Origin of the sequence: Streptomyces sp. NPDC005374, from assembly GCF_042872225.1 — a bacterium.
In the GTDB taxonomy this organism is placed as follows: domain Bacteria; phylum Actinomycetota; class Actinomycetes; order Streptomycetales; family Streptomycetaceae; genus Streptomyces.
Map to the genome: position 1 here is coordinate 174,322 of NZ_JBIAKA010000012.1, position 26,173 is coordinate 200,494.

Annotated in this window: 22 protein-coding genes; 8 read left to right on the plus strand and 14 right to left on the minus strand. The window is 72.1% G+C overall.

From position 1 onward, the window contains the following. Positions 1-56: 56 nt before the first annotated feature. Entirely contained in the window at positions 57-677 is a 621-nt protein-coding gene (locus ACFYRX_RS29555) for an L-threonylcarbamoyladenylate synthase (RefSeq protein ID WP_389105964.1), read from the minus strand. 238 nt (positions 678-915) lie between these two features. Here ACFYRX_RS29555 and ACFYRX_RS29560 point away from each other — a divergent pair, with 238 nt between their 5' ends. From ACFYRX_RS29560 to ACFYRX_RS29570, 3 genes are all read left to right on the plus strand, one after another. Continuing rightward, positions 916-2,445, plus strand: a complete 1,530-nt coding sequence (locus tag ACFYRX_RS29560; RefSeq protein WP_389105966.1) for a helix-turn-helix domain-containing protein — start codon at positions 916-918, stop codon at positions 2,443-2,445. 280 nt (positions 2,446-2,725) lie between these two features. After that, the gene (locus ACFYRX_RS29565; RefSeq protein WP_389105969.1) at positions 2,726-2,962 is read left to right on the plus strand and encodes a hypothetical protein; all 237 of its coding nucleotides are present in this window, start codon (positions 2,726-2,728) and stop codon (positions 2,960-2,962) included. A 533-nt stretch (positions 2,963-3,495) separates the two neighbouring features. After that, on the plus strand, positions 3,496-3,942 hold the full coding sequence (locus ACFYRX_RS29570; protein ID WP_389105971.1) for a hypothetical protein: 447 nt from the start codon (positions 3,496-3,498) through the stop codon (positions 3,940-3,942). A 379-nt stretch (positions 3,943-4,321) separates the two neighbouring features. Here ACFYRX_RS29570 and ACFYRX_RS29575 read toward each other — a convergent pair whose 3' ends face one another. The 4 genes from ACFYRX_RS29575 to ACFYRX_RS29590 all read right to left on the minus strand — a co-directional run bounded on the left by ACFYRX_RS29575 (position 4,322) and on the right by ACFYRX_RS29590 (position 6,758). Further along, positions 4,322-4,705: a peptidase M23 gene (locus ACFYRX_RS29575; RefSeq protein WP_389105974.1), complete on the minus strand. Its 384-nt coding sequence runs from the start codon at positions 4,703-4,705 to the stop codon at positions 4,322-4,324. 29 nt (positions 4,706-4,734) lie between these two features. Further along, entirely contained in the window at positions 4,735-5,109 is a 375-nt protein-coding gene (locus ACFYRX_RS29580) for an SH3 domain-containing protein (RefSeq protein ID WP_389105977.1), read from the minus strand. Positions 5,110-5,239: 130 nt separating this feature from the next. After that, entirely contained in the window at positions 5,240-6,034 is a 795-nt protein-coding gene (locus ACFYRX_RS29585) for a serine/threonine protein kinase (RefSeq protein ID WP_389105980.1), read from the minus strand. An 85-nt stretch (positions 6,035-6,119) separates the two neighbouring features. Beyond that, entirely contained in the window at positions 6,120-6,758 is a 639-nt protein-coding gene (locus ACFYRX_RS29590) for a class I SAM-dependent methyltransferase (protein WP_389105983.1), read from the minus strand. Between the two features lie 99 nt (positions 6,759-6,857). Between ACFYRX_RS29590 and ACFYRX_RS29595 the strand changes: the two genes are divergently transcribed. Then, positions 6,858-7,319: a flavodoxin family protein gene (locus tag ACFYRX_RS29595; RefSeq protein ID WP_389105986.1), complete on the plus strand. Its 462-nt coding sequence runs from the start codon at positions 6,858-6,860 to the stop codon at positions 7,317-7,319. Here the strand turns inward: ACFYRX_RS29595 and ACFYRX_RS29600 are convergent. Together ACFYRX_RS29600 and ACFYRX_RS29605 are read right to left on the minus strand one after the other, a co-directional pair. Next, a complete protein-coding gene (locus ACFYRX_RS29600; protein WP_389105989.1) occupies positions 7,316-8,056 on the minus strand; it encodes a response regulator in 741 nt (246 codons plus the stop codon). The two genes, ACFYRX_RS29595 and ACFYRX_RS29600, sit on opposite strands and share 4 nt — an antisense overlap. An 84-nt stretch (positions 8,057-8,140) precedes the next feature. Beyond that, positions 8,141-9,439, minus strand: coding sequence for a sensor histidine kinase (locus tag ACFYRX_RS29605; RefSeq protein WP_389105990.1), 1,299 nt, complete (start codon positions 9,437-9,439; stop codon positions 8,141-8,143). Positions 9,440-9,665: 226 nt separating this feature from the next. On the opposite strand from ACFYRX_RS29605, the gene ACFYRX_RS29610 reads away from it, so the two are divergent. Then, positions 9,666-10,346, plus strand: a complete 681-nt coding sequence (locus tag ACFYRX_RS29610; RefSeq protein ID WP_389105992.1) for an ABC transporter ATP-binding protein — start codon at positions 9,666-9,668, stop codon at positions 10,344-10,346. After that, complete coding sequence (locus ACFYRX_RS29615; protein WP_389105995.1) at positions 10,346-12,694, plus strand: ABC transporter permease; 2,349 nt, start codon at positions 10,346-10,348, stop codon at positions 12,692-12,694. The genes ACFYRX_RS29610 and ACFYRX_RS29615 overlap by 1 nt, the downstream gene beginning before the upstream one ends. A 3-nt stretch (positions 12,695-12,697) precedes the next feature. On the opposite strand, the gene ACFYRX_RS29620 is transcribed toward ACFYRX_RS29615, so the two are convergent. Together ACFYRX_RS29620 and ACFYRX_RS29625 are read right to left on the minus strand one after the other, a co-directional pair. Then, positions 12,698-13,879 carry an alanine--tRNA ligase-related protein gene (locus ACFYRX_RS29620; RefSeq protein WP_389105998.1) on the minus strand — a complete coding sequence of 394 codons (1,182 nt, stop codon included), beginning with the start codon at positions 13,877-13,879 and terminating at the stop codon, positions 12,698-12,700. A 209-nt stretch (positions 13,880-14,088) separates the two neighbouring features. Then, positions 14,089-14,460, minus strand: coding sequence for an ANTAR domain-containing protein (locus ACFYRX_RS29625; RefSeq protein WP_389106001.1), 372 nt, complete (start codon positions 14,458-14,460; stop codon positions 14,089-14,091). Between the two features lie 209 nt (positions 14,461-14,669). Here ACFYRX_RS29625 and ACFYRX_RS29630 point away from each other — a divergent pair, with 209 nt between their 5' ends. Beyond that, positions 14,670-15,629 (plus strand): helix-turn-helix transcriptional regulator, encoded by a 960-nt coding sequence (locus ACFYRX_RS29630; RefSeq protein ID WP_389106004.1) that lies wholly within the window; start codon positions 14,670-14,672, stop codon positions 15,627-15,629. A gap of 96 nt (positions 15,630-15,725) precedes the next feature. Then, on the plus strand, positions 15,726-17,438 hold the full coding sequence (locus ACFYRX_RS29635; protein WP_389106007.1) for a hypothetical protein: 1,713 nt from the start codon (positions 15,726-15,728) through the stop codon (positions 17,436-17,438). A 64-nt stretch (positions 17,439-17,502) separates the two neighbouring features. Here the strand turns inward: ACFYRX_RS29635 and ACFYRX_RS29640 are convergent, their stop codons facing one another. The 5 genes from ACFYRX_RS29640 to ACFYRX_RS29660 all read right to left on the minus strand — a co-directional run bounded on the left by ACFYRX_RS29640 (position 17,503) and on the right by ACFYRX_RS29660 (position 26,168). Next, positions 17,503-18,144 carry a cutinase family protein gene (locus tag ACFYRX_RS29640; protein WP_389106010.1) on the minus strand — a complete coding sequence of 214 codons (642 nt, stop codon included), beginning with the start codon at positions 18,142-18,144 and terminating at the stop codon, positions 17,503-17,505. An 81-nt stretch (positions 18,145-18,225) separates the two neighbouring features. Continuing rightward, complete coding sequence (locus ACFYRX_RS29645) at positions 18,226-19,458, minus strand: PucR family transcriptional regulator (protein WP_389106013.1); 1,233 nt, start codon at positions 19,456-19,458, stop codon at positions 18,226-18,228. A 122-nt stretch (positions 19,459-19,580) separates the two neighbouring features. After that, the gene (locus ACFYRX_RS29650) at positions 19,581-20,504 is read right to left on the minus strand and encodes an alpha/beta hydrolase (RefSeq protein WP_389106017.1); all 924 of its coding nucleotides are present in this window, start codon (positions 20,502-20,504) and stop codon (positions 19,581-19,583) included. A gap of 22 nt (positions 20,505-20,526) precedes the next feature. Further along, positions 20,527-24,471 (minus strand): beta-ketoacyl synthase N-terminal-like domain-containing protein, encoded by a 3,945-nt coding sequence (locus ACFYRX_RS29655; RefSeq protein WP_389106020.1) that lies wholly within the window; start codon positions 24,469-24,471, stop codon positions 20,527-20,529. Continuing rightward, complete coding sequence (locus ACFYRX_RS29660; protein WP_389106023.1) at positions 24,468-26,168, minus strand: fatty acyl-AMP ligase; 1,701 nt, start codon at positions 26,166-26,168, stop codon at positions 24,468-24,470. Before ACFYRX_RS29660 ends, ACFYRX_RS29655 begins: the two co-directional genes overlap by 4 nt. Between the last annotated feature and the right edge of the window lie 5 nt (positions 26,169-26,173).

Sequence of the window (26,173 nt, forward strand, 5' to 3'; positions counted from 1 at the left end):
TGCTTGCACGCACCATCGAAGGGGCCGTCGCAGCCCCCACCCACTTGAGGGCGGCTTTACTCGAACCGGCTGGTGTCGCCCGCCCCGTGCCGCACGATCTCCGCCTCGCCGCCCGAGAAATCGATCACCGTCGTCGGTTCGGTACCACAGTCCCCGGAGTCGACGACTCCGTCCAGCACATGGTCGAGGCGGTCCTTGATCTCCCAGCCCTGGGTCATCGGTTCCTCCTCGTCGGGCAGCAGCAGGGTGCTCGACAGCAGCGGCTCGCCGAGCTCGGTGAGCAGTGCCTGCGTGACGACGTGGTCGGGGATACGCACGCCGACCGTCTTCTTCTTCGGGTGCTGGAGCATGCGCGGCACCTCCTTCGTCGCCGGGAGGATGAACGTGTAGCTGCCCGGCGTCGACGCCTTGATCGCGCGGAACACGTCCTTGTCGACCCGTACGAACTGGCCGAGCTGCGCGAAGTCCTCGCAGACCAGGGTGAAGTGGTGCCGGTCGTCCAGCTGCCGGATGGTCCGGATCCGGTCGATGCCGTCACGGCTGCCCAGCCGGCATCCCAGCGCGTAGCAGGAGTCCGTCGGATACGCGATCAGCGCTCCCGAACGGACGCTCTCGGCGACCTGGGAGATGGTGCGGGGCTGCGGGTTGTCGGGGTGCACGTCGAAGTACTTCGCCATCCGCCGAGCCTATGCCCGTCGCCACGGGGCGGCGACGCAGGGCGGCGATGCGGGGCGGCGACGCAGCCCGGGGTGGTGGCGCAGTCCGGGGTCCGACACCCCTTTCCGCTCGACGGGCGCCTTCACCCATGCCCCCTTCACACCGGGGAGCGAACGGTCGAACGCCCGTCGGTCATATGTGAGGTAACGTCCCAAGAGGTGTGCCAGGAAGGACGCCAGGCACGAGGGGAAGGGCGAAGTGGCAGGCCGGCAGGGCGGATTCGGCAGGGGTACCGCGGAGGACGCCGGCACCCCCGCCTGGGCACAGGAGCTCCTCGACCATCTGCGGCCCACGGGGCGTGATGTCCGCCGGATCGTCGCCTGGCTCGCAAGGACGCTGGACGGCACGGCCTCGCTCCAGGACGACACCGGAACCCTCGTCGCAGGAACGCCCATACCGCTGGACGAGGGGCTGGTCGCGGACATCCTCGCCGGACGCATCGCCGCCGCGGCCTCGGCGGACGAGGACGCCCACCTGCGCCTGGTCAGAGTCGAGCACTCGGACCCGGCGGCGGCCGCAGTGCTCGCGGTGGCCCGCCCGGCCCCGTTCGACCGGCGCACCTCCGACATCCTCACGCACACCGCCCAGGTCCTCGAACTCCTGCTGTGCGCCCGGGAGACGACCGAGGCCGTACGGCGGCTGCGGCAGGCCACCTCCGATCTGCGCCTGGCCATACTCCAGTTGCTCATGGTGGAGGACACCGTCTCGGCCCGCCGCGTCGCCGCGGGACTGTGGCCCGGTCTGCTCGACACGGACACGGCATGCGTCTACGTCCTCGAAGGCGACGCCTCGGAACGCGACCGGCTCGTGGAGGAGTGCCTCGGGGTGACCGGCGACCAGGCACACGTGGTGCGGTGCCCGGCCATGGACGGACACGTGATCATCGTGACCGCCGTGGACGCGGCGGGCGAGGGCCTGCGCGCGCTCGTCGACCGCAACCCCGCCACCCTGCTCGGCGGCAGCACCCGCCAGAGCCTCGCCCGGACCGCCACCGCCTACGGGCAGGCGGTGAGCGCCCTCGCAGTGGCGCGCGTACAGCCGGACAGAGCGGCCGTCTACGCCGAACGGAACCGTCCCGAGCGCCTGATGGACCCCGTCTCACTGAGTGAGTGGACCGCCGAGCTGCTGCGGCCACTGGACACCCTGCCGCACCACACCCGGGCCGAACTGCTCGTCACCACACGCCTCGGCCTGGAGTTCACCGCGGTGAGCGCCGCGAAGATCCTCGGCGTCAGCCGCAACACCGTGCGAGCACGGATGGACCGCGTCGAGTCCCTGTTGCGCACCGACTTCACCGATCTCACCGTCCGTGCGACCGTCCACCTGGCCCTGAGCACCCAGGTCAGCCTCGCGGACGGACAGGGAGACGAGGGTCCCCGGCGGATGCGCGCCCGGCTGGGCGACCTGCTGGCCGGGCCGGCCCTCGGGACCTGGGCGCGGGAGCTGCTGGGGCGCCTGGACAACGACGCCCGCGACCTGCGCCGCACCCTGCGCAGCTGGACCGCGGCCGGCGGCAACGCGGAGCGGGCCGCGCGGACGCTGGCCGTCCACGCGCAGACCGTACGCGACCACGTCCGCAGCGCCGAACCCGTCCTGGAACGCCGACTTGTCGCCTCCGGCAGCGGCCTCTACGAGGTCGTCCTGGCCCATCTGGCCACCGGCGCCCTCGAACAGCCCGTCCTGCTCCGGGACGATCCGGGCCTTCCGGACGCACCTGTGCACGGGTGAGTCCTGTGCTCCGCGCAGCGGGCATCGCCACGATTCACAAGTGCCTGCGGGCGACGTAAGTTCGTTGCACCGCGGGGGGAGCGACCGGAACGGGGGACCGGTCGACCCCCTGCGACGCGTCTGCCCTGTGATGGCGAGCTCAGTGTCCTCCTATGACATATGACATGTGGTCCACGGACAACACGTGCGCGAGCCGGATTAACCGGGATCGGTGTGGACTGACCTGCCTACGACGGGTACTCGTCCTGCTCCGGAACGACTACCGCTGGAGGAGGCCGGAATGACCAGCAGCACGGAGACCGGCGGCGCGACCGGCACGCCGGACAAGGACTACAACCTGGTCTGGTACGTGGAGGCGTGCCTGAGCAACGCGCTGCGGCTGGAGAGCTACATCCAGGACGCGGAACGCGGCAAGGACACCGAAGTCGCCGACCTGTTCCGCAAGGCCCAGGCGGACAGCCGCAAGGGCGCCGAGATCGGCAAGAAGTTGCTGCGCGCACGACTGAACGGCGGCTGACCCCGCACGTGCGGATGGGCCGGACGGACGGGCGCCCGGCCCATCCGTGCGCGCAGTCGCCGGCGCGAAGAGTCAGCCCTGGGCGAGCCGGAGCCGTCCGAGTGAGCGCTCATCGGCAAGCCACTCATCACTCTCGTGGTCCGCGATGAGGGATCTCAACTCCTCGCAGGTCGTCGGAGCTCGCCGGCAGCGTCAGGAGCTGCAGAACCTGGCCACTGTGGTCATGCGGGATGTTCAGTGGATCGGCGGCTGCCAGGACCGTGCCGCTGAGAAGATCCTGACTGGGAAGTCACGAACGGCACACGTGCTCCTTCTCGTGGGTGCCGCAGGACCGGTGGCGGGCTCGATCCCGGACCCTAGCGATCACTCGTTCGACGGCCTCCTGGCGGGTGCCCGATGACGGGCATCGAGCAGGTCGCGATGGAGTGAAGGAGCCTTGGGCGTCCCCGCAAGGCTCCCGGCGGCTGAACAGCCGTATCCGATCTTCCGTACCTCATGGCGTAGTCGTTCGCCGACTGGAGACGGAGAGGCTCGTGCCGCGACGAGGACGCAACCATCGGATCGCCGGGGTACTACTGGCCGCCCTTGTCGGCGGCCTCGCTCTGGTGACGGCGTGCAGTGGAGGCGAGAGCGACACCGCGAAAGGCGCCCGGGCGTCCAAGAGTTCGGCCGCGCCCGCCGCCGGCATCGTGGCTCCGGCCAGAATCGAGGTGATCGCCGGTCTGGCAGGCTGCGAGGCCGACATCCGCATCGACGCGGACGAACTGCGTGAAGGGCTGTGCCACTCGGAGCAGGCCGACTACCGCATCACCACCTTCCCCGCCGAGAAGTTCAAGGAGGCCTGGCTCGACGCGGCCAGTGTCTACGGGGGCACTTACCTGGTGGGCCCGCGCTGGGTGGTCAGCGCCGAGGCGGAACACCTGGACACGGCCCGGAACAAGCTCGGCGGGACGATACGTCAACTGCGGGGCACCTCGTAGGTTCCGCCGGGCCAACCGACGCGCAGGCACCGGCCCGGGCAGACGCTGATCGTCGCTCTGGGGCGGCCGAGCCGGTTCGGCGACCGGCAGGCAGCAACCCGCACGTCGAGGGCACCGACGCCGACGCTGTGCGGCCGTACCGTCACCACGAGGACCCCGGCCGTGCCCCCGCCGGTCACACGCGACGTCGATCTCGGCCCCGCACTGCGGCGAGGCGAGAACACGATCGAGGTCGCGGTGGCGACGCCGCTCATCAACCGGCTCAGAGCCGAACAGCCCACGGTGCGGCTGGTGCCGTATGTCCAGGCGGCCGTGCGGCGACCTGCGGAGGGCGCACCCGTCCCGTACCGGGTGCGCCTCGTGTCCCGCGTGGCGCAGGTCAGCAGTCCGGTACGCCGGCGATCTTCACGCCGCCCCGCAGATACAGGTTGTTGACGTAGGCGATGTCACTGCCCGAGAACTCCTGCACCGCCGTCCACCAGTTGTTGGTGCCGACGGCGGGGTCGGTGACGGACTGGCCCTGCTTCTGGCACACCGCGTCCAGCCAGTACTTCGAGCGGACGGCCAGGACGCCCGAGTCCTTGGTCGGCTGGGCCCGCAGGTTGACGTCGGTCGCCCAGATGTAGACGTCGGTCAGGGTCGGGTCGCCGCCGGTGGCCCCGGCGGGTGCCGCGGGCGCGGCCGAGGCTGTCGTGGCCAGGGCTCCGGTGGTGAGGGCGAGCGCGGCGAGTGCGGTGGCGGAGTGACGTATCAGCCTGTTCATATGTGTTCCCCCTAGGTGGTGGTCGTGGGTCAGCACTGGGCCGAGGCGGGCAGATCGCCGTACTGGTCACCCTTGAGGTAGACGGCGCTGACGTAGCCCTCGACGACGTGCACCCAGATGTTGTTGGTGTAGCCGTGGTCGACGATGGTCTCGCCGTAGGTCCAGCAGTCGGCACCGCGCGGCTGGTTCGCCACGATGCTGCCGACCTTCTCGGTCTTGCTGGAGGGGCCCTTGCGGACGTTGACGGTCTCGTACGGCACGACCGCGTACGGCGCCGCCAGGATCTGCGCGGAGCCCTGCTCGACGGTGGTGGCGGCGACGGCGTTCGCGGCGGTCAGCGGTGCGAGGACGGCGAGCGTCCCGGCACCGACGAGCGCGGCTCTGACGAGGGTGCGAGTGAGCATGACGTGTTTCCCCCTGTATCGATCTGTATCGACCTGTGCGACGTGGTCTTGAACAGCACTCAGGACTGTAGGGAGACATGAGATCGAGGTGTCCCTGACAGATGTCAGGGAGGCGTGAGTTGCCGCGTCCTCAGGCGCGCGCCGCCGACCGGTACGGCCGCGCGGAACGCGGGGGCAGCAGGGTCAGGTGCTCCTCGTGGACCAGGTCGAAGCGCAGGGCGAGTGAGACCAGTTCCTCGCGTTTGGCCCCCACCCGCGTGCCGTCCTCGTCGTCGGTGTCGTCGGTGCGCAGCCGGAGCTTGGCGGTGGTCAGGTAGTCGATGTGGTAGTTCACGGCGGACCGGGTCAGGTCGCGGCACGACTCCAGGTCGCGCAGCCGCTCGACGATCGCTCCGGCACCGGGGAGCGCCGCGCCGGAAACGTTGCGCAGCCGCGGCTCGCACAGAGCGACCAGGACGAGGAAGTACTTCGACGTCGGGTCGAGGGAGAAGGGGCTGAGGGTCTTCTCCCCGTGGTCGGGGCCGGTGCCCGGCTGGGCGTAGGCGTGCTGGGGCGCGAACACCTTGAAGCCGACGGTGCCGTCGAGCGCGGGCAGCACGACCCGGGAGAACTCGAAGGGAACGGGCGCCCCGAGCCGTCCCGGCGCGACCTTGACATGCTCGCCCGCCCCCTCGAGGTTCTCCACGACATAGGTCGACGTCACGCTGAAATTCGACAGCCGCCAGAAGTCCCCTGCCGCCTCGATCCGTCCCGCATGCCGTGACACACCGGGATCGGGGAGCGAGATGGGTGGTTCGACGCCCGGTGCTCCACGGCCGAAGTCACTGGTTTCCCCCGGGCCCATGTGCAGGAGCCGGGGTTTGCCGTCAACTGCCGCGCGACCAGGGCCCGTTGTGTCGGGCAACTGGACGATGACGGTGTCCATGCTTCTCTTCCCCCGTGGCGCTGCAGCCTTGATCGTCGCTTTCACGGTGTTTCAGGGTGGTCACGTGGTCACGTGGTCACGGTGTTCACGCAGGAAGCGTGCAGTACAGGAACAGGTGCGGCTCGGTGGCGCCGTCCGGGTGGTCCGGGGTGAACTCCACATGCTGCTCGGACTCCACCGCGAGGCCGGCGGCCCGCGCCAGGGCCACGACGCCCTCGGCGGCGAAACTGGTGGCCCGGACGGGTCGGCCCATGAACTCGATCGCGAAGTCCTCCACGTCCGCGGGCACGGTCGCGAGCACCAGACTGCCTCCCGGCCGCAGCGTCCGAGCCAGCCGCGTCAGCACCTCCGACTGGTCCGCGCGCGGCATCTGGAGCAGCGAGAAGTACACGCACACCGCGTCGAACGACCCCTCCTCCAGCGGCACTTCACGGATGTCGGCGTGGCGGAACGTGGCCCGTGGCACCTGGCGGGTCGCCAGGTCGACCATGACGGGGGAGACGTCCACCCCCAGCACCTCGTGGCCCGCGTCGGCCAGCGTCGACGCCGTGGGGCGGCCGGTCCCGCTGCCGACGTCCAGGACACGGCTGCCGGGCGCGAGCCGGCCGAGCAGCCACTCCAGTGACGCCAGATGCGCCTCGGAATGGGCGAACGCCTTCTCGTACGTGAGCCCCAGCGCGTCGAACACCGCTGCCGCCCGCTGCCCGTGCTCCTCGTCGGCCACGGCCTGCTCCCCCCTCGTGGTGTCCGTGAATCGTAGCCCGGCACCGCCCGGGTGCGCCGTGGCTTGCGGACGAAAGCCGAGGCAGGGCAGGGTTCGGACGTGGCCACTTTGCTGATCGTGCATCACACGCCCTCGCCCCACTGCCAGGCGATGTTCGAGGCCGTCGTCTCCGGTGCGACGGCGCCGGAGATCGACGGCGTCCGCGTCGTGCGCCGCGCGGCGCTGTCCGCCACGGCCTCGGACGTGCTGGAGGCGGACGGCTGCCTGCTCGGCACCCCGGCCAACCTCGGCTACATGTCCGGCGCCCTCAAGCACTTCTTCGACCAGGTGTACTACCCCTGCCTCGACGAGACGCGCGGCCGGCCGTACGGCGTCTACGTGCACGGCGGCAACGACGTCACCGGCGCGCTACGCGGCATCGAGTCGATCACCACCGGCCTCGGCTGGCGCCGCGCGGCCGAACCCGTGGCCGTCACCGGCGAACCGGCCAAGGCCGACATCGAGGCGTGCTGGGAACTGGGCGCGACGCTCGCGGCCGGCCTGATGTCCCAGATGCCCTAGAGGATGCCGTCCGCGGTGGCGCCCGGCGTGATCAGCCCGCTCTCGTAGGCGAGGACGACCGCCTGGACGCGGTCGCGCAGCTCCAGCTTCGACAGGATCCGGCCGATGTGTGTCTTCACCGTCGTCGGACTGAGGACCAGCCGCTCCGCGAGCTCGGCGTTGCTCAGCCCGGTCGCCAGCAGCCGCAGCACCTCCAGCTCACGGGGCGTCAGCCCGGACAGGTCATGGTGCGTAGTGGTCGAGGACAGGGCCTCCTCCCGGTGGGCGAAGCGCTCGATCAGCCGACGGGTGATCGCGGGCGCCAACAGGGCGTCTCCGGACCGCACCAGCTTCACGGCGGCCACCAGATGCTCGGGGGTGACGTCCTTGAGGAGGAAGCCGCTGGCCCCCGCGGTGAGGGCGGCGTAGACGTAGTGGTCGAGGTCGTACGTGGTCAGGATGATCACGCGGATCTCGCCCGCCGTGTCGTCGGCGAGGATCCGCCGGGTGGCCTCGATGCCGTCCATCACCGGCATCCGGATGTCCATGAGGACGACGTCGGGACGGGTCCGCCGGACCGCGGCGACCGCCTCCGCCCCGTCGGCCGCCTCCGCGGTCACCTCGATGCCGTCCGCGGTCAGGATCATCCCGAATCCGGTCCGCACCAGGGCCTGGTCGTCGGCGATGACGGCCCGCAACACGTCTTCCCCCGCACCGTCCGTCAACCCGGTCTCCTCGTCGACCCGGTGTCCGTTCACGTCGTCCTCCACTCCGGTCCCCCCGCCGATCCGTCGCCGCTCACGCCGTGCCCCGCAGCAGTCTCCGTGCGGGCCGGTGCCCGCTCACCCCGTTCGCCACGGCACCTCCGCCCTGATCCGGAAGCCGCCGGCGAGAGTCGGACCGGCCGCCAGCTCGCCGCCGTAGACCGCGAGGCGCTCGCGCAGCCCGATCAGCCCGCGGCCGTTTCCGTCCGCCGGGACGCCGTCGCGGACCGGGCCGGTGTCCATGACCTCGATCTCCAGCTGGTCACCGTTCCAGCCGACGGTGACGACGGCCTCGGCGCCTGGCGCGTGCTTGATGGTGTTGGTCAGCGCCTCCTGGACCACGCGGTACGCCGTGAGGTCCACGCCGGGCGGCAGCGGTTCCGGGGGCAGTGACACCGAGATGCCCACCGGCGTCCCGGCGGCCCGCACCCGGTCGATCAGGGCGCCCAACTGCCCGAGGCCCGGCTGCGGTTCGAGGCCGTCGGCGGGGGAGTCCGGGCGGCCGGTGTCCGGGGCCGCCAACAGGCCCATCACGTGCCGGAGTTCGGCCATCGCGGCCCGGCCCCCGGCCTCGACCGCGAGAAGCGCCGCCTTGGACCGCTGTGGGGACGCGTCCATGACCTTGCGCGCGGCGCCCGCCTGGATGACCATCACGCTCACATTGTGGGTCACGACGTCGTGCAACTCGGCGGCGATCCGCGCCCGTTCCTCCTCCACGGCCCTGCGTGTCGCCTCCTCGTGCGCCCGCTCCAGTGCTGCGAACCGGTCCCGGCTGGCCGCGAGCCGCCGCCGTCCGCTCCGGACCACGCTCGCCAGCACCCCGGCCACCAGCAGCAGCACCCCGGGGCTCGACCAGCCGGGCAGCACCGGTTCCGTCGACCGGAAGGCCACACCGGCCAGCACGGCCGCGACGACGAGGCCTGCCATCGCCCCCACCCGGTGCCGGCTGTGCATGACCGCGCCGTACGTGCCGATGACGCAGGTCAGCACGGTGATCCAGGAGGCGTCGTCGCCGATGGCGAGGGCCGCGCCGAGCACCACCGCGAACACGGTCAGCGGAAACCGCCGCCGCGCCGCCAGCGGAAGCGCCGACAGCACGACCAGTCCCCAGGGCGGCGAGGGGAGCAGCGGTTCGATCCGGCCACCCGGAAGAACGGGAGGCCGGGGCGGAACAGGCGCGCCGTACTCGATCCTCGACACCTGCACCGGCCCGTCTCCGGGATAGCGCGACGCCACCACCAAAGCGACCGCCGTCAACAGCACGGCCAGCAGCACGTCGAAGCACACCGACCGCCGCGACAGCGCGGCGCCCTTCGCCTCCGGCCGCAGCGCGGCACGCACCTGCCGACGCCATCCCCGCAGGTACCTCGTCTCCATGCGCACATTGTCGCGGCCCCCTGGCCCGCGGCGCGTCCGTCTGCACGACCAACACCCCGTCCGCCGGGCGTACTTCGCAGGGATGACCCCGTCACCGCGTCCTCCGCGCGAAGGGCCGCATCTCGGCGCCCCGGCGGACGCGCAGCCGGCCCGCCCGTCCGTACCTTCGCCACGCCGGCAAGGACACGACCCGACAACCGTGAGGACGGGCACCTCCCATGACCAAGTGATCGAACTGAAGGGCGTGGCCAAGCGCTACGACAACGCCGGCGCACCCGCGCTCGGACCGCTCGACCTCTCCGTCGCCCAGGGCGAGGCCCTCGCCGTGACCGGCCCCTCCGGCAGCGGCAAGTCCACCCTGCTGAACCTCGTCGCCGGACTCGACAAGCCGACCGAGGGCACCGTGACCGTCGCCGGGCAGCAGGTCGAGCGGCTCGGCGAGCACGCCCTGGCCCGGTTCCGCCGTGAACGGATCGGCATGGTCTTCCAGTTCTTCAACCTCCTCGACGACCTCACCGTCTTCGACAACATCCGGCTTCCCGCCCAGCTCACCGGCGTCTCCCGGCGCACGTCGGAGGCCCGGACACAGGAGCTCATGGAAGTCCTGGGCATCCAGAAGCACGCCCGCGCCTACCCCGGCCGTCTCTCCGGCGGCGAACGCCAACGCGTCGCCGTCGCCCGGGCGTTGGTGAACCGGCCCGCGCTGCTGCTCGCCGACGAACCGACCGGCGCCCTCGACAGCGCCTCGGGCCAGGACGTCCGCGAACTCCTGGTCGACCTGCACCGCGGCGGACAGACCATCGTCCTCGTCACCCACGACCCGGCCCTGGCCGAGGCCTGCGCGAGCCGCTCCGTCCACCTCGTCGACGGTCATGTCGCCCTCGACTCCCGTGCGGAGGCCGTGTGATGAGCGGACCGCTCGTCCGGGTCGTCCGGTCCGGGGTGGGGCGACGCCGTGTGCAGACCGTGGTCATCGCCGTCGCCACGATGATGGCCGTGGCGGCGGCCGTGGTCGCCGGCTCCCTCATCGTCGTCTCCAACGCGCCCTTCGACCACGCCTTCGCCCAGCAGAAGGGCGCCCACCTCACCGCCGAGTTCGACCCGGCCAAGGTCACCGCGGCGCAGCTCGGGGCCACCGAGCGGTTGGATGCGGTCACCGCGAGCGCGGGGCCGTACCCCTCCACGGTCATCGAGGCGACGGACTCGTCCGGCCGCCGGCCCCCAGCCATGACCCTGGTCGGACGCACCGGTCCGCACGCGGACGTGGACGACCTGGACCTCACGTCGGGCCGGTGGGCGAGGAAGTCGGGCGAGATCGTACTGAGCTCCTCCTACGAGGGGCCCGCCTTCAAGGTGGGCGACACCCTGACGGCCTCCGGCACGACACTCACGGTCGTCGGTTTCGCCACCTCGGCCAGCGAGACCGCCGACATGTGGGCAACTCCCTCGCAGGTCAGGGCCCTTGCCTCCAAGGAACACCCCGTCACCAGCCAGATGCTCTACCGCTTCGACTCGGCGGGTTCGAACGGCGACATCGCCGCTGACCGCAAGAAGCTCCTGGGCGCCGTTCCGTCCGCTGCGCTCCTCGGCACCCGGTCCTACCTCGACACCAAGCGCGCCGCCGACTCGGGCGCCGCGCCGACCATCCCGTTCCTGGTCGCGTTCGGGGTCCTCGGCATCGTCATGTCGGTGATCATCGTGGGCAGCGTCATCAGCGGCGCGGTCGGCACCAGCCTGCGCAGGATCGGCATCCTCAAGGCCATCGGCTTCACCCCGCGCGAAGTCGTCCGCGCCTATGTCGCCCAGGCGCTCATCCCGGCAGCCGCGGGCATCGCGCTCGGCGTCGTCCTCGGCAACCTGCTGGCCGTGCCGCTCCTGGACGACACCGAGCAGGCGTACGGCACCGCCACCCTGTCCGTCGCCTGGTGGGTGGACGTCGTGGTCCCCGTCGGCGCCCTGCTGGTCGTCGGGGTCGCGGCCTTCTTCCCCGCCCTGCGGGCCGGGCGGCTGCGCACGGTCGAGGCCATCGCTGTCGGGCGCGCCCCGCGCACCGGACGCGGTCAGTGGGCCCACCGCGCGGCGGGACGGCTGCCGCTGCCCCGAGCCGTGACCTACGGCCTCGCCAGCCCCTTCGCCCATCCGGTCCGCACCCTCGCGATGCTGCTCGCCGTGGCCTTCGGCACGATCGCGGCGACCTTCGCCGTCGGCCTCACCCCCTCACTGAACGAGGTCAGTGCGATACAGGACCCCGAGAACCGTTCCCCGGTCACCGTCTTCGCAGGCGGCCCGAGCATCGCGGGCGGCGAGCACGTCCCAGCACCGGGCACCCCGGAGCCCGAGCCGGCCGACCCCGCGCAGGTGAGCGCCGCCATCAGGGCCCAGTCGGGCACCGCCTCGTACTACGGCATGAGCGGGCAGGACGCCACGGTGGCCGGGATCTCCGGAACGGCCCGGGCGACCCTCTACCAGGGCGACTCCACCGCCGGCGGCTACGCGATGGTCTCCGGGCACTGGCTCACCGGCGCGGGCCAGGTCGTCGTACCCGGCCGGTTCCTGGAGACCACCGGTGCCGAGATCGGCGACACGGTGCGGGTGACCGTCGGGAAGGAAACGGCCACCTTGCGGATCGTCGGCGTGGCCTTCGAGAGCTCGGGCGGCGAACTGGAGATCCAGGCGAACCTGGCGGACTTTCCTGCGGCCAAGCCCCAGGTGTTCCTGGTCGACCTCAAAAAAGGCGTCTCCGCGGTCTCGTACGCCGAGAAGCTCGCCGCACGGATCGAGCCCCTCGGCGCCGACGCCCGGGCCAACGCCCCCTCCGAGCAGGACAACCTGGTGCTCATCCTGAACACGATGGCCGCGCTCCTCACTCTGATGCTCGTCTGCGTCGCAGGCCTCGGCGTGCTCAACTCCGTCGTCCTGGACACCCGGGAGCGCGTCCACGACCTGGGCGTGTGCAAGGCACTGGGCATGTCCCCGCGACAGACCGTGAGCCTCGTCCTCGCCTCGGTGACCGGCATCGGGGTACTCGGGGGCCTCGTCGGAGTGCCCGTCGGATACGCGCTGCACGGCTATGTGCTGCCGGTGATGGGACGCGCGGCGGGCACCGAACTGCCCGCCGTCGTCCTCGACGTCTACGACACCCCGCAGCTGCTCCTGCTGGGCCTGGCCGGCCTGGTCATCGCGCTGCTGGGTGCGATGCTCCCGGCCGGCTGGGCGGCGAAGGCGCGCACGGCCACGGCTCTGCGCACGGAGTGAGGGTCATCCTTCGCCGCGAAGGCCGGCGACGAGGCCTACGACGAGGTCGCGGGGCAGGCCGTGGGTGTCGTGGAGGTACTCGTAGTCCTCCTCGCTCAGCGGCCCCCGGTACCGCGGCCCGGACAGCAGACGGCGACCTCGCTCCAGCAGCCGGTCGAACCGGCGTTCCTCCTCCAGCAGCACGTCACGCACGAGATCTGTCCCGGAAGCCGTCCTGAAGTGGTCCAGCGTGTGCTGGAGGAGTTCCACGGGCAGGTCGGCGAGGGTGCGGGACGGGTCGTCGCGCCGCAGACCGGTGAGCAGCCGACGCACGATGCGGCGCAGGACGTATCCGCGCCCGGTGTTCGACGGCCGTACCCCGTCGCCGATGACGACGACAGCGGAGCGCAGATGGTCGCAGACCAGCCGCAGCGACGGTTCGTCGAGCTTCCAGAGCGGCGGCAGCAGTCGCATCCATGGCTCGAACAGGTCGGTGTCGTAGACCGAGTCACAGCCGTGGAGGACGGTGGCCAGGCGTTCCAGCCCCATGCCGGTGTCGATGCCCGGACGCTCCAGGGGCTGGAGCGAGCCGTCGTCCAGGCGCCGGTAGCGCAGGACGACGTGGTTCCAGATCTCCACCCAGCGCGGGTCGGTGGTGGGGGTTCCCCGGGGCGGGACCCCGCCGGTCCACACGAAGATCTCCGAGTCGGGGCCGCACGGGCCGACGGGCCCGTTGGACCACCAGTTGTCCTCCCTCGTGAGTTCGACCGGCACGCCCAGCTCCTGCCAGGTGCGCTGCGATTCGAGGTCGGGGCCGACCTGTCCGTCGCCGCCGAACACCGTGACGTGCAGCTTCTCGTGAGGGATGCCGAAACCCTCGCGCAGCAGCTCGTATCCCCAGCGAAGGCTCTGGGGGTGGCCGTAGTCGCCGAGCGACCACGAGCCGAGCATTTCGAACACCGTCAGGTGCGTGGAGTCACCGATCTCGTCGAGGTCGGTCGTCCGCAGACAGCGCTGCACATTGACCAGCCGGCGGCCCCGGGGATGGGGGAGGCCCTCCAGGTGGGGCGTGAGCGGGTGCATGCCCGAGGTGGTGAAGAGCACCGGGTCCCCGGGCGGCGGCAGCAGCGTGCTGCCCGTGATCAGGTGGTGTCCGCGCTCGCGGTAGAAGTCGGTGAAGACGCGTACGGTCCGGTCCGTGTCCATGGCAGTGGTCCTCGGGTCTGGTGGGACCGGAAACGACCGCGGGAACAGACGGCGACCAGAGGTCCTGCACCGGCGGTCCGTTTCCGGCCGCCGGGGGATGGGAGAGGTCAGGCGTCGGCAGCCGGCGAGCTGGTCGCTCGCGCGGCTGCGATGTGGGTACAGCTGCTGACCTTCATGCGATCAACGGTATCCGCGGGTCTCCCCGCCCGTCACCGGGTTTTCCGGGAGAGGACGCCGTTGTAGCCCTTGCACCACTGTTCCTGGCTCACCAGTCCCCGCCCCCCGTGGACCGCGTGCGCCTCGGCCAGCGCGATGCGCAGCGCCGGGCGGATCTCCGCGGGCAGAGTGCCGAGGTCGGGCCAGTGCACGACGTGCAGGGCGACATCCCGCAGCTTGGTGTTGGTGCGCTGGGACACGGTCTTCAGGACCTCCCACCCCTGCTCGGGGTGCAGACCGCTCACCGCCGTGACGACGCCGATCGCCTGATCGACGACGGCGTGCGAGACAAGGGCCTGCTTGAGCTGGGCGATTTCCTCCTGGAGTTCCTCGATCTTCTCAACCAGCTCTTCGCGTTCTGTCATGCACAGCCCTGTATCCCTCTCCCCCTGGTGCCCGGCGACTCCAACGGCCGCCGCCCCTCCAGCCTGCCCGCCGCAGGTCACCGCCGCGAGCCACCGGGCGCACACCTCGCGACCTGCCAGGACAGAAAACGAACGCGGCCCGCTCATCACGACAATCGCGGGTAGGTGCCACAGGGGAGCCGAGCCGCGAGTGGAAGGACCTGGCCGCCATGGAGACGCTCACATTCGACAGCGACGACCTGGACCGCACCGAGGAGTTCCTCAGTCACGCCTACGCGCGGATGCGCATCGGCAACGGCACCTCGGACAGCAGCCGTGCCCGGATCCACCGCAGCGCGATCGACGCGCTCAGCGTCGACGAACTCGAACTCGACTTCGACATGAGCTACGCGGTCACCCCGCTGGGCCGGATCTGCCTGTGCGTCGTCCACGAGGGCACCATCGAGGACCACGTCTACCAGGGCGTCTCGGACTCCTTCGGTCCTGGCGACGTGGTGTCGTTCGCCCCGCCGGAGCTGTCCTACGCGGGCCGTGTCCGCGCGGCCCGCTACAACATCACCATGCTGGACCCCGCGCTGCTCACGCAGGTCGCGGGGGAGCCGGCCACCGGGCGCGGGGAACCGGTCCGGCTGACCGGACACCGGCCGGTCAGTCCCGCCGCGGGCGACCGGCTGCGGACGACGATCCGCTATGTGCGCGACCACGTCCTGGCGGATCCGGCCGTCGCCGACCAGCCACTGGTCGCCTCCACCGCGGCCCAGCACCTCGCCGCGACCGTCCTGGCCACCTTCCCCAACACCGCGTCCGCCGACCCCACGGGCGCCGACCGCCAGGACGCCCACCCCTCGGCCCTGCGCCGTGCCCTCGCCCACATCGACGACCACGCGGACCGTCCCCTGACCGTCGCCGAGATCGCGGAGGCGGCCCACGTCAGCGTCCGCGCGCTTCAGTACGCCTTCCGCCGGCATCTGGACAGCACCCCGCTCGAGTACCTCCGCAAGGTCCGCCTGTCCCATGCCCACGACGAGCTGGCGGCCGCCGACCCCGAGGAGGGCGCCACGGTCACGGACATCGCCGCGCGTTGGGGCTTCTACCATCCGGGCCGCTTCGCCACCCTCTACCGGCATTCCTACGACCGTCCGCCGCGCCGCACCCTGCACGACGGCTGACGTCCGCTCTGCGGCTGGTGACAAAGCGTTCGGCAGGCCCTGCGTTCTTGTGAGCAACCGCCGAGAGCGCGGTGCCCCTCGCCCTACCGTCCCAGCATGAACACGAGTCGCAGCAGAGGAAGCACATGGCGCACCGCGGCGCTGGCGGTGCTGCTGACCACCGGGGCGTTCACCGTGGCGTCCCCGGACGCCCAGGGAGACAGCGCGCGAACCGAGACAGCCGTGGCGAAGAGCGCCGGTGTGACCGAGACCGTGGTGCGGGTGAGAGCACCGCTGCCGGCCTCGTTCGGGGCGCGCCCGGCGGCGTGCGACTGGCTGTCGTATCTGCGCTACCGGTCCTCGGCGGGCCCGGCGGCATCGGCCGACGCCGACCGGATCCTCGTCGCCCAGCCGGGCATCCTGGAGGGCGCCGGAGCCTTCGACAGCGTCGCCCGCAACACCGTGACCCGGGCCGCCGAACAGGGCCAGGACATCGAGTTCTGGGCCCTGGACCGGCGCTCCAACTGCCTTGAGGACCACACCGGAACAGCCTCCGGCGACCAGCACACCGCCGTCGACTACTACTACCGCGGCAAGCAGGTCGCGGGCCGCACCTTCGCCGGGTTCGTCGGCAACGACCAGCTCGGGTGGATGGCGAAGCTCGGCATCGAGCAGACCGTCCGCGACGAATACGACCTGCTCGCAGCCGAGTTGCCCGACCAGGGCGTCCGCAGGGACAAGGTGCTGTGCGGCGGCCACTCGCTCGGCGGTGTCATCACCGGATACTTCGCCACCGCCGACTTCGACGGCAACCCCGCCACCACCACCGACGCGGGACACAACCAGTGCGCCGGCTACTTCGCCCTCGACACCACCGTCTCCACCTCGCTCGGCGACCTGAGCGGCAGCGTCCCCGGCGACACCAACCTGCCCGACGTGGGCCTCGGTTACGGCGTGGTCCAGGCCGGACTCGACAGCGGAGTGCTCCCGCGCTCGCTGTCCGCGCCCGTCCTGCTCAACCCCGAGACCATGACCCTGCTCGCCATCGCGGGCGTCGGTGCCCTGCAGAACCCGGGCGGCGAGGCCGACCTGCCGAGCTATCTGCCCGCCAACACCAACATCGAGGCCACCAACCGCTTCCTGTTCTCCAAGGACACCGCGACCTTCCTCACCGGTTCACCCGCGGTGAAGGACTTCCGGCTCACCAACGAGGCGGTGCTCGGATCGCTGATGGACGACCAGTCCGTCCCGCTCGCCTTCCTGCAGAGCAGCGTGGGCTTCTTCGACGGAGGGCCGATCACCGACAAGAACTTCCCCGCCGCCAACGGGAGTTCGCAGCAACCCGGGCTCTTCGGCACCGAGTACAAGGCCATCCCGGCCGTGCCCCACGGACCGCTGTACACGTGGCGCGATTACGACCGTGTCGGCGACCCCGACGACCCCGGATACCGGTCCTCGGACGGGACGCCGTTCACCGCGGCGGGCAAGGAGGTCACCGACATCCAGGAGTTGGCGCGCAGCATGGCGGGGCAGCCGCTGGACTTCACCGAGCAGTACTTCCCGACCAAGCTGGTCACCGACCTCGAACTGGCCACCTCCCCGCAGGTGAAGCGACTCGTGGTGCACCCCGACGGGCTCACCGCGAACCCGACGCTGACGGTCCTCGCGGGCGACGGACTGCTCGCCGGCCGGGTCCCCGCCGATCTGCATCCCGTGGTCGCCGACGGCTACCAGCACCTCGACGTGCTGACAGCGGCGCCGGTCCAGAACAACGGCCGGCCCGAGCCGGTGTCCACCGCACTGACGCAGTTCGCCCGCACACCTCAATAGCCCCCACGGAAGGGGGAAGGGCCCGGGAGGAGAACTCCTCCCGGGCCCTTCCTCACGCTGTCACTCAGACCTTGCCCGCGGCGAACGTCGCCGCCGCGTCGGCGTTCGCCGTGTAGCCGAGGTGGGCCAGCGTGTCGTTGCCGCCCGCCTCGCAGACGGGGTCACCCTTCGCGCAGAAGTCGATGGTGCGGCTCTGGTAGGTGCCGGTGACGCTCTTGCCGATCGCCCGGATCGGGTTGCCGAACAGCAGTACCGCGGCCACGCGGGACTGCAGGGCGGCGGGAATGGTGGCCACGATGGGACTGCCGACCACCGCACCGGCGCTGCTGATGCCGATGGAGTTGTCGACGACGTTCGCGCCCTGCGAATAGCCGACCAGAACGAAACGCTGGTTCGGACACGAGGCCGCCTGGCTGTTCACGTGGTTCACCAGATCCGCGTTTCCCTGCGCGGCCGACGTGAGGGAAAGGTCCGCGGGGTAGTTCACCTTGTAGCTGGTGACACTCCGGCCCGTGAGTTTCCTCTGCAGGGCCGAGTAGACCGGGTCGCCGACGATCAGGCCGAGATCGCCCGGCTCGAACGTGCCGCGAGCAGCGACGACGTCGATGTCCGAGCAGGCCGCGGCTGATGCCGACGGTGCCGCGACGGTGGCCACCGAAGCTCCGCCGACCAGCGAGAGCGCGGCGAGGCACAAGCGAATACGCATGGGGGGATCCTTTGAGGGTGGGGCGTGTGAAACGCCTGTGGAAAGGATGACCCGAACGTATTCGCTTGACCATGTCCGGTGTTATGGACGGGAATTCAGGAATTCCTCGTTCTTTTGTGCGGTGGTGAGTGCCAGAATCAGATCCAGACGGGAACCGGGCTCATGCAGCGAGTCACCGAAGACCTTCTCCAGCTGACGAAGCCGATAGCGCACGGTCTGCGGATGGACATGGAGACCGGCGGCCACATCGGGGACGTTGCTGCCGCTGAGCAGCCATGCCAGCAGGGTCTCGGCGAGCCGCTCGCGCTGCCCCTCCGACACGGCCTCGAGCGGGGCGAGGGCCCGCGCGCGCAGGTGGTCGAGCATCGGTTCGTCACTGTGCAGCAGCAGCGTGGACAGGTGGTCGGCGCAGCGCACCACCCCCTGCCGGGGGAGGATCCCGCGCCCCATCAGCCCCAGGGCCCGGCCGGCCCAGTGCAGCGACCGGGCGGCCTGCGTGAGCGGCACCGTCGGCCCGATCGCCGCCGGCCGCCCGCGCAGCGCGAGACCGAACGCCCGGCCCCCGAAGTGCCCGGAACCCTCCGGGTCCGGGATGAGCATCCGCGGCGGCCGCGACTCCATGTCCACGAGCGCTCCCGCGGCGACCAGTGGCCAGTCCTCCTCCCGCTGCTCGGGGGTGGCCGCGAGCGCGACGACCGCGACCTGTGCGGGTACCGGCCACCGGGCACCGTGCGCCAGGTCCTGCACCGCCGCCTGCGCCACCGGTCCCTCGCCGAGCAGCAGGTCCAGCAGACGTCTGCGCCGGCGTTCCAGCTCGTCCGTGTCGTGGGCCCGGGCCTCGGAGTATCCGGCGGCGGCCGCCTCCGCGACCTCGTGCACCGTACGGAAGGCGAGCTCGCCGAGAGTCGTCACCGCCGCCGAGTCCAGGCCGACCTCCTCCGCGGTGCGGCCCATCAGCCGCCAGGCGTGCAGCCCGCCCACCCGCAACGCGGACTGCAGGGCGTCCAGGCTGCGTCCCTCCAGGGCCTCGCCGCGGCCGAGTTCGTAGTACGTCGCCGCGATCGCGTCCCCACGGCCGCGGGGGTCGGCGATGTGGTCGACGAACAGGGTCAGCGCCTGCACCACACCGGCTCTGAGGTGCTCGCGGAAGGTGCCGTCGGCCGGCCGGGCGTACTCGGGCACCTGCCGGCGGACCTCCTCCTCGACCTCGTCGGCGACTTCCTCGAGCTGGGAACGCAGCAGGTCGGCCAGGTCGGGCGGCACTGGGGCGGCGCCGAGGCCCTTCGGGGTCCCGTGCGGGGCGGGGGTGGCCAAGGGGGGCCCTCCTTTCACCCGGAAGCGGCTCACCCGCGGGCTGGTGCCCGTGGGACGAGGGGTAAGTCCCGTGTTGGACGGACGACCCCTGCGTTGCGTTCCGTGCCCCGACGGGACCGACATCACTCCGCCACCCCCAGCCCACGGGCGAGCATCGGCCATGACGCGGTGAACTCCGGCTTCCAGTAGGCCCAGCTGTGCCCGCCTCCCGAGTAGAAGTGGGTGGTGACCGGGACGCGCAGCAGCGCGAGCGTGTCGGTGAAGCTGTGGGCGGAGGGCCACAGGGTGCTCTCCAGCGCCTCGGGCAGCCAGTCGCCCGTGCCCCCCGCGAGTCCGCTGCCGCTGGAGACGTACAGGGCGGTGCCGCGAAGCCCCTGGGCGCGGTCGCGCGGGTTGAAGTCGCGCCAGGTGAGCAGGTTCAGGAACGGATTGCCCCACAGAGAGGCGGGGACCAGGTTCTCCCGGGCCACGATGGCGTCGACCAGGGTGGGGACACCGGGGGCCATGGTGTCGAGGATCCCGCTGTAGGAGGCCGCCGCGGCGAACATGCCGGGATGCCGTGCCGCGTGCGCCATGGCGCCGTAGCCCCCGGTGGACACGCCCGCGACGACCCGTACCCCGGAGGCCCGGTAGCTGCGGGCGAGCAGCGCCGGGACCTCCGACAACTGGAAGGTCTCGTAGTCGGGCCCGCCGCGCCAGGCGGTGGGGATTCCGGTGGGTCCCCCGTCGGGCATCGCCACGATCAGGTCGCGGCCCGCGGTGAAGTCCTCGATGTCCGTCTCCCGGGTCCAGGACGTGTAGTCGTCGTGGGCCCCGTGCAGCAGATACAGGACGGGGTAGGTGCGCGTGGGCTGGGTGTCGAACCCCGTCGGCAGGATCAGCCGTACCGGCGCGCTGCGGCCCAGGGCGGCGGAGGGCACGGACACGTCGATGGTGCGGGACCCGAGCGCCGAGGCGGTCCGGGCGCCGAACAGGACGGCGAGACCGGCACCTGCCGCGGCCTTGGTGACGGTACGTCGGGACACTGCGGTGGTGCGACGGTGCATGGCGGCTCTCCTCGGATCACGTTCAGCGGGTCCCTTCGGCGAGCCGCCGCCCCAGGTGGGCGGCGATCTCGTCGACGTGTGGCGCATCGAGCAGCGACAGGTGGTGTCCCGTGACCGGTACGACGGTCAGGCGCGGGCACACCTCGTCCCAGCCCAGTGCCTCGTCGTCCCGCTCGTAGGCGGGATCACGCACGGTGTGCGGAGCGGGCTCCGTGGCCCGGTACAGGACCACCGGCCCGTCATACCTGCCCGGCCGGTGCGCCTCGCCGATCCTCAGGTCCAGGTAGGAGGCGCGCTGGTGCGCGAGGGCGGCGGGCGGCACGTCGGCGGTCGCGCGCAGGATCCGCAGCACGGTGTCGATGCGCTCGGCGTCGTCGTCCATCGCGACGAGGTCGTCGTACGGCAGCTCCAGCCTGACCCCGTAGGCGTCGTGGACGTGGCGGGCGAACCCCTCGAAGTGGGCGCGGGTCCGGTCGGCCGGTGTGCGGTCCGGCTGGGGGAGCGGCCGTACGGAGTCGATCAGCGCGACGAGTTCCACGTCCCGTCCCGCGGCGGTGAGGTGCCGTGCCGTCTCCTGGGCGACGAAGCCGCCGAACGACCAACCTCCCAGCAGGCAGGGCCCGTCGGGGTGGACGGCGGTGACGGCCTCGGCGTAGCGGCGCGCTTTCTCGGTCACCGTGCGGGCGTCGTCGAGGCGTTCGAGACCGTGCACGGGCCGCTCGCCGCCGAGACGTTCGATGAGCGCCCGGTAGACGTCCGTCGTTCCGCCGGCGGCATGCACGAGGAACAGCGGCGGGAGGGAGCCGGTGGCGCGGAGAGGGCGTGTCGCACCCGTGGGCGGAGTCGGCCGGAGGAGACCGGCCACCTCCTCGACGGTGCGGGCGCCGAGCAGGTCGCGCAGGGGAAGTTCGACGGCGAACTCGCGCTCCAGTGCGGTACGGATCCGGACCGCCATCAGGGAGTCCAGGCCGAGGTCGGCGAGCGCGGTGCCGGGAGTGACACGGCCGGTGGGATGGCCGGTGACGGCGGCGATGTGGCGGCACACCCGGGCGGCGACGGACGTGTCCTCACCCGCCTGCGCCTTCTCACCCCGACCCCTGGCGGGCACCGCCGGCCGCCCGTCCGTCCACCAGTGCCGCACATGCTTCCAGCGAGGCGCGGGAAGATCGATGACCCGTCCGGCCGGGAGCGGCAGCCGGCCGCCCGCGCAGTACAGCGCCCCCACCCGGGTGAGGAAGTCGGCGCCTGTGTCGGCGTCCCGCCGGAGCGTGCCGATCGCGACGGAGCCGGGCGCGGTGTCGGTGATGGCCCGGGCCAGGACCGGGTGGGGCGAGATCTCGACGAAGGCGGTGTGGCCGTCGGCGGCGGCCGCGGCGACGGCCCGGTCCAGCCGTACGGGCCGCCGCAGGTTCGCGGCCCAGTGCGCGGCGTCGAAGACACTGTCGCCGCGCGGGTCGTCCAGGACGGTGGAGTAGACGGGCACGCGCGCGGGTCTGCCTCCGATGTCCGCCAAGGATTCGGTCAACTCGGCCAACAGTGGCTCGACTTGAGGAGAGTGCCCGGCGCCGACGACCCGCATGGACCGTGCCACCCGCCCTTCCCGCTCCAGCCACCGCACGAGTCGCGCCACCGCGCGTTCCTCACCGGTGACGACCTTCTGGCCGGGCGAGGAGTGGACGGCGACGTGTACACCGGGGAAGTCCCGGGCCAGCGCGTCGAGTTCACCGTCGTCCAGGTCGACGACCGCCATCGCCCCGCCCTGCAACCCGCTGAGCAGCCGGGCCCGTACGGTGACGATCCGGGCGCCGTCCGACACGTCCAGGGCGCCCGCGCACACCGCTGCGGCCACCTCGCCCAGGGAGTGGCCGATCACGGCGGCGGGCTCGACACCGTAGGAGCGCCACAACTCGGCGAGCGCCACCTGGAGTCCGAACAGCACCGGCTGGGAGACCTCCAGCCGGTCGAGATCGCTCCCGGACACGAGGTGGTCGTACAGGGACAGCCCGCATTCCGCGTCGAGTTTCTCCACGGCCGCGGCGAACGCGGGCTCCTCGGCCAGCAACCGGCGCCCCATCCCGGCCCACTGGCTGCCGTACCCGGAGAAGACCCACACCGGCCCGCGCCCCGCGAGATCACGTTCGCCGGTCACGACCCGCGCGTGCGGGCGGCCCTGGGCCAACGCGTCCAGTCCGTCCGCGAGTTCGGCCCGGTCCCGTGCGACCACCGCCGCCCGCACGTTCCCGCGACCGACGCGGCCGGCCAGGGTGCGCGCCACGTCGTCGGGATGTGCGGCGGCCGTGCGGACCCAGTCGGCGAGCCGGGCCGCGGTGTCCCGCAGCCGCTCCTCGTCCAGGTCGGACAGGAGATGAAGCCGGGCGCCGGGCTCCTCGGCCGGACGCGCGGGCAGGACCTCGGGCCGCCATTCCTCCAGCACCGCATGGGCGTTGGTGCCACCGAACCCGAACCCGGAGACCCCGGCGGTGGCGGTACCGCCGTAGCGCGGCCAGGGCTCGGCCTCGGACACCACCCGCAGCCGTGCGTCGTCCAGGGCACTGCCCTCGGAGCAGTGCAGGGACGGCGGGATGACGTCGTGGTGCAGGGCGAGCACCGTCTTCACCAGCCCGGCGATGCCCGCGGCGGACTCGAGGTGCCCGAGGTTCGACTTCACCGAGCCGAGCAGCAGCGGCTGGTCCGGGTCGCGGCCCGCGCCGAGCACCGCGCCGAGCGCGCCCGCCTCGATCGGGTCGCCGAGCGGGGTGCCGGTGCCGTGCGCCTCGACGTAGTCGATGTGGGCGGGGGCGAGCCCGGCCCGCGCGCAGGCGGTGGTCAACAGGGCCTGCTGGGCGGCCGGGTTGGGCGCCAGGAGGCCGTTGGAGCGGCCGTCGGAGTTGACGGCGGTGGCCCGGATGACGGCGAGGACCCGGTCACCGTCCCGCTCGGCGTCGGACAGCCGCTTCAGCAGCACGGCCGCACAGCCCTCGCCGCGCCCGATGCCGTCGGCGTCCGGCGAGAACGGCTTGCACCGTCCGTCCGGGGCGAGGGCGCCCGCCCGCCCGAACGCCACGGTGACGGTGGGGGAGAGCAGCACGTTGACGCCCGCGGCGATCGCCGTGTCGCTCTCACCGGTGCGCAGACTCATGCAGGCGTGGTGCACGGCGACCAGCGAGGACGAGCAGGCGGTGTCCACGGCCATGCTCGGCCCACGGGTGTCCAGCACGTACGACAGCCGGCCCGCCGTCACGCTCAGCGCCCCGCCCGCCGGTGCCCAGGGGTCGACGGCGGCCGGGTCGGCGCCGGTGAGCGAGCCGTACTCCGGGGCGGAGACCCCGACGAAGACTCCGGTGGCGCTGCCCGCGAGGGAGGCGGCCGGGACGGCGGCATGGGCGAGCGTCTCGTGGACGACCTCCAGGAGGATCCGCTGCTGCGGGTCCATCACGGCCGCCTCGCGCGGGCTGATCCGGAAGAAGTCCGCGTCGAACCCGGCGACGTCGTCGAGGTAGCCGCCGTAAGGGAGCGCGTCCTCGGGCGGGAAAGGGGTGAAGTCGCGCCAACGGTCCTCGGGGACCCGGCGGATCGCGTCGACGCCGTCGGTGAGCAGCCGCCAGTAGTCGGACGGTCCGTGGACGCCGCCGGGGAGGCGACAGCCGACCCCGATGACGGCGACGGGCTCGCCGAGAGCCGTCGGTGCCGGGGCCGCCGGAGCCGTTGCCCGGGTGGTCCCCGGGGGCGTCCGGCACAGGTGTGCCACCAGCGCGTCCGCGGTGGGCGCCTCCCACAGCAGGGTCGCGGGCAGTTCCCGGCCCGTCAGCCGGGACAGCTCACCCGCCAGCACGACGGCCTCCCGCGAGGACATGCCGAGGTCCGCCAACGGCCGGTCCGTCGGCACCTCCGCCGCGGCCGTTCCGGTCCACGCGGCGACCCGCTCCACGACCAGCCGGCGCACCGCGCCCGCGTCCACGGGCCTCACGCGGCGCCGTCCACCGCGTAGGCGCCCGCCAGATACCGCTCACGCGTCAGCGACCGGGACACCTTGCCGCTCGACGTGCGGGGAACCGTGCCCGGCGGTACTACGACGACGTCGGCGAGCCGCAGCCCATGCCGCCCCGACACGGCCGCCCGCACGCCCCGCACCAGAGCCGGTACGTCGATCTCGGCGAGGCTCGTGGTCCGCGCGTGCTCGGCCACCACGACCACCCGCTCACCGGCCCCGCCCGCCACCCCGAACGCGGCGAGCCGGTCGCGCCGCAGCGCCGGGTGCGTGTCCTGGACGGTGGCCTCCACGTCCTGCGGGTAGTGATTGCGGCCGTCGACGACGATCAGGTCCTTGAGCCGGCCGGTGACGAGCAACTGGCCCTCCAGGACCGTCCCGAGATCACCGGTGCGCAGCCAGCCGTCCGCGCCGAAGACCCGCCGGGACTGGTCCTCGTGGTTCCAGTAGCCGCGGCCCACGTTGGGGCCCTGCACCTGGATCTCACCGATCTCTCCCTCGGACAGGACGGCCTGGGAGTGGGAATCGGCGATCCGGATCCGCTGCCCGGCCGGGGCACCGCAGCCCGCCAGCAGGACGGCCCGGGGATCGTCGGGCCGCGCCGGCAGCGCCTTGCCCTCGGCGAGCGCGTCCCGGTCGAGCGCGAACCGGCGCAGCGGCTGCCCCGGCCGGGCCGCGCTGACGAACACGGTCGCTTCGGCGAGGCCGTACGACGGACAGTGCGTCTCCGCCGCCAGACCCTGCCCGCGGAAGGCCGCCTGGAACCGGTCGGCCGTGGTGGGGCGGACCGGCTCGCTGCCGTTGATGAGCGCGAAGACCCCGTCCAGTCGCAGATCTGCCTTCTGGGCGTCGGTCACCACCGAGGCGCAGTAGTCGTAGGCGAAGTTGGGCGCCGCGCTCAACGCTCCCGGATGCGCGCTCAACAGCCGCAGCCAGCGCGCGGGTTCGTGCAGGAAGGCGACCGGGTCCATGAGCACCGACAGCAGCCCCCGCACGACCGGGGCGGCGACACTCAGGACGAGCCCCATGTCGTGGTAGAGCGGCAGCCAGCCCACACAGGTCACCGGACGGACGTCGGCACCGTAGGCGCCCAGCGCCTGGCGGGCGTTCGCGACGACGTTGGTGTGGCCGATCTCCACGCCCGCCGGGGTGCGTGTGGACCCGGAGGTGTACTGGAGGTAGGCGACCTCCCCGTCGACCGGCCGCAGGCCGCCCGCGGCGGCGTCCGGGACCTCGTCCACCGCCACCACCCGGTCGCACAACTCCCGTACCTGCCCGAGGTGTCGGCCCGTAGTCAGGGCGACGGTGGGACGCGCGTCGGCCAGGACCGCCGTGAGCCGGTCGTCCTGTCCGGGCAGCCCGGGCGGATACAGCGGGACGGCGACCAGGCCGGCGGTGAGCGCCGCCAGGAACCCGGTGACGTACTCCAGCCCCTGGGGACACAGCAGCGCGACCCGCGCCCCGGGTTCGGCTTCCTCCGCGAGCCGCGCGGCCACGGCACGGACCCGTACGTCCAGCCGGCGCCAGGTCAGGGTGCGGTGGACGCCCCGTGAGCCGGGGGCGGGGTGGTCGACGAACGTGAACGCCCGTCGCTCGGGCGTGGTCTCGGCCCAGTGCCGCAGATACTCCGGCAGCGTGCGGAACGCGGGGGCGAGCGGCGGACGGCGGCTGTCCATCAGGC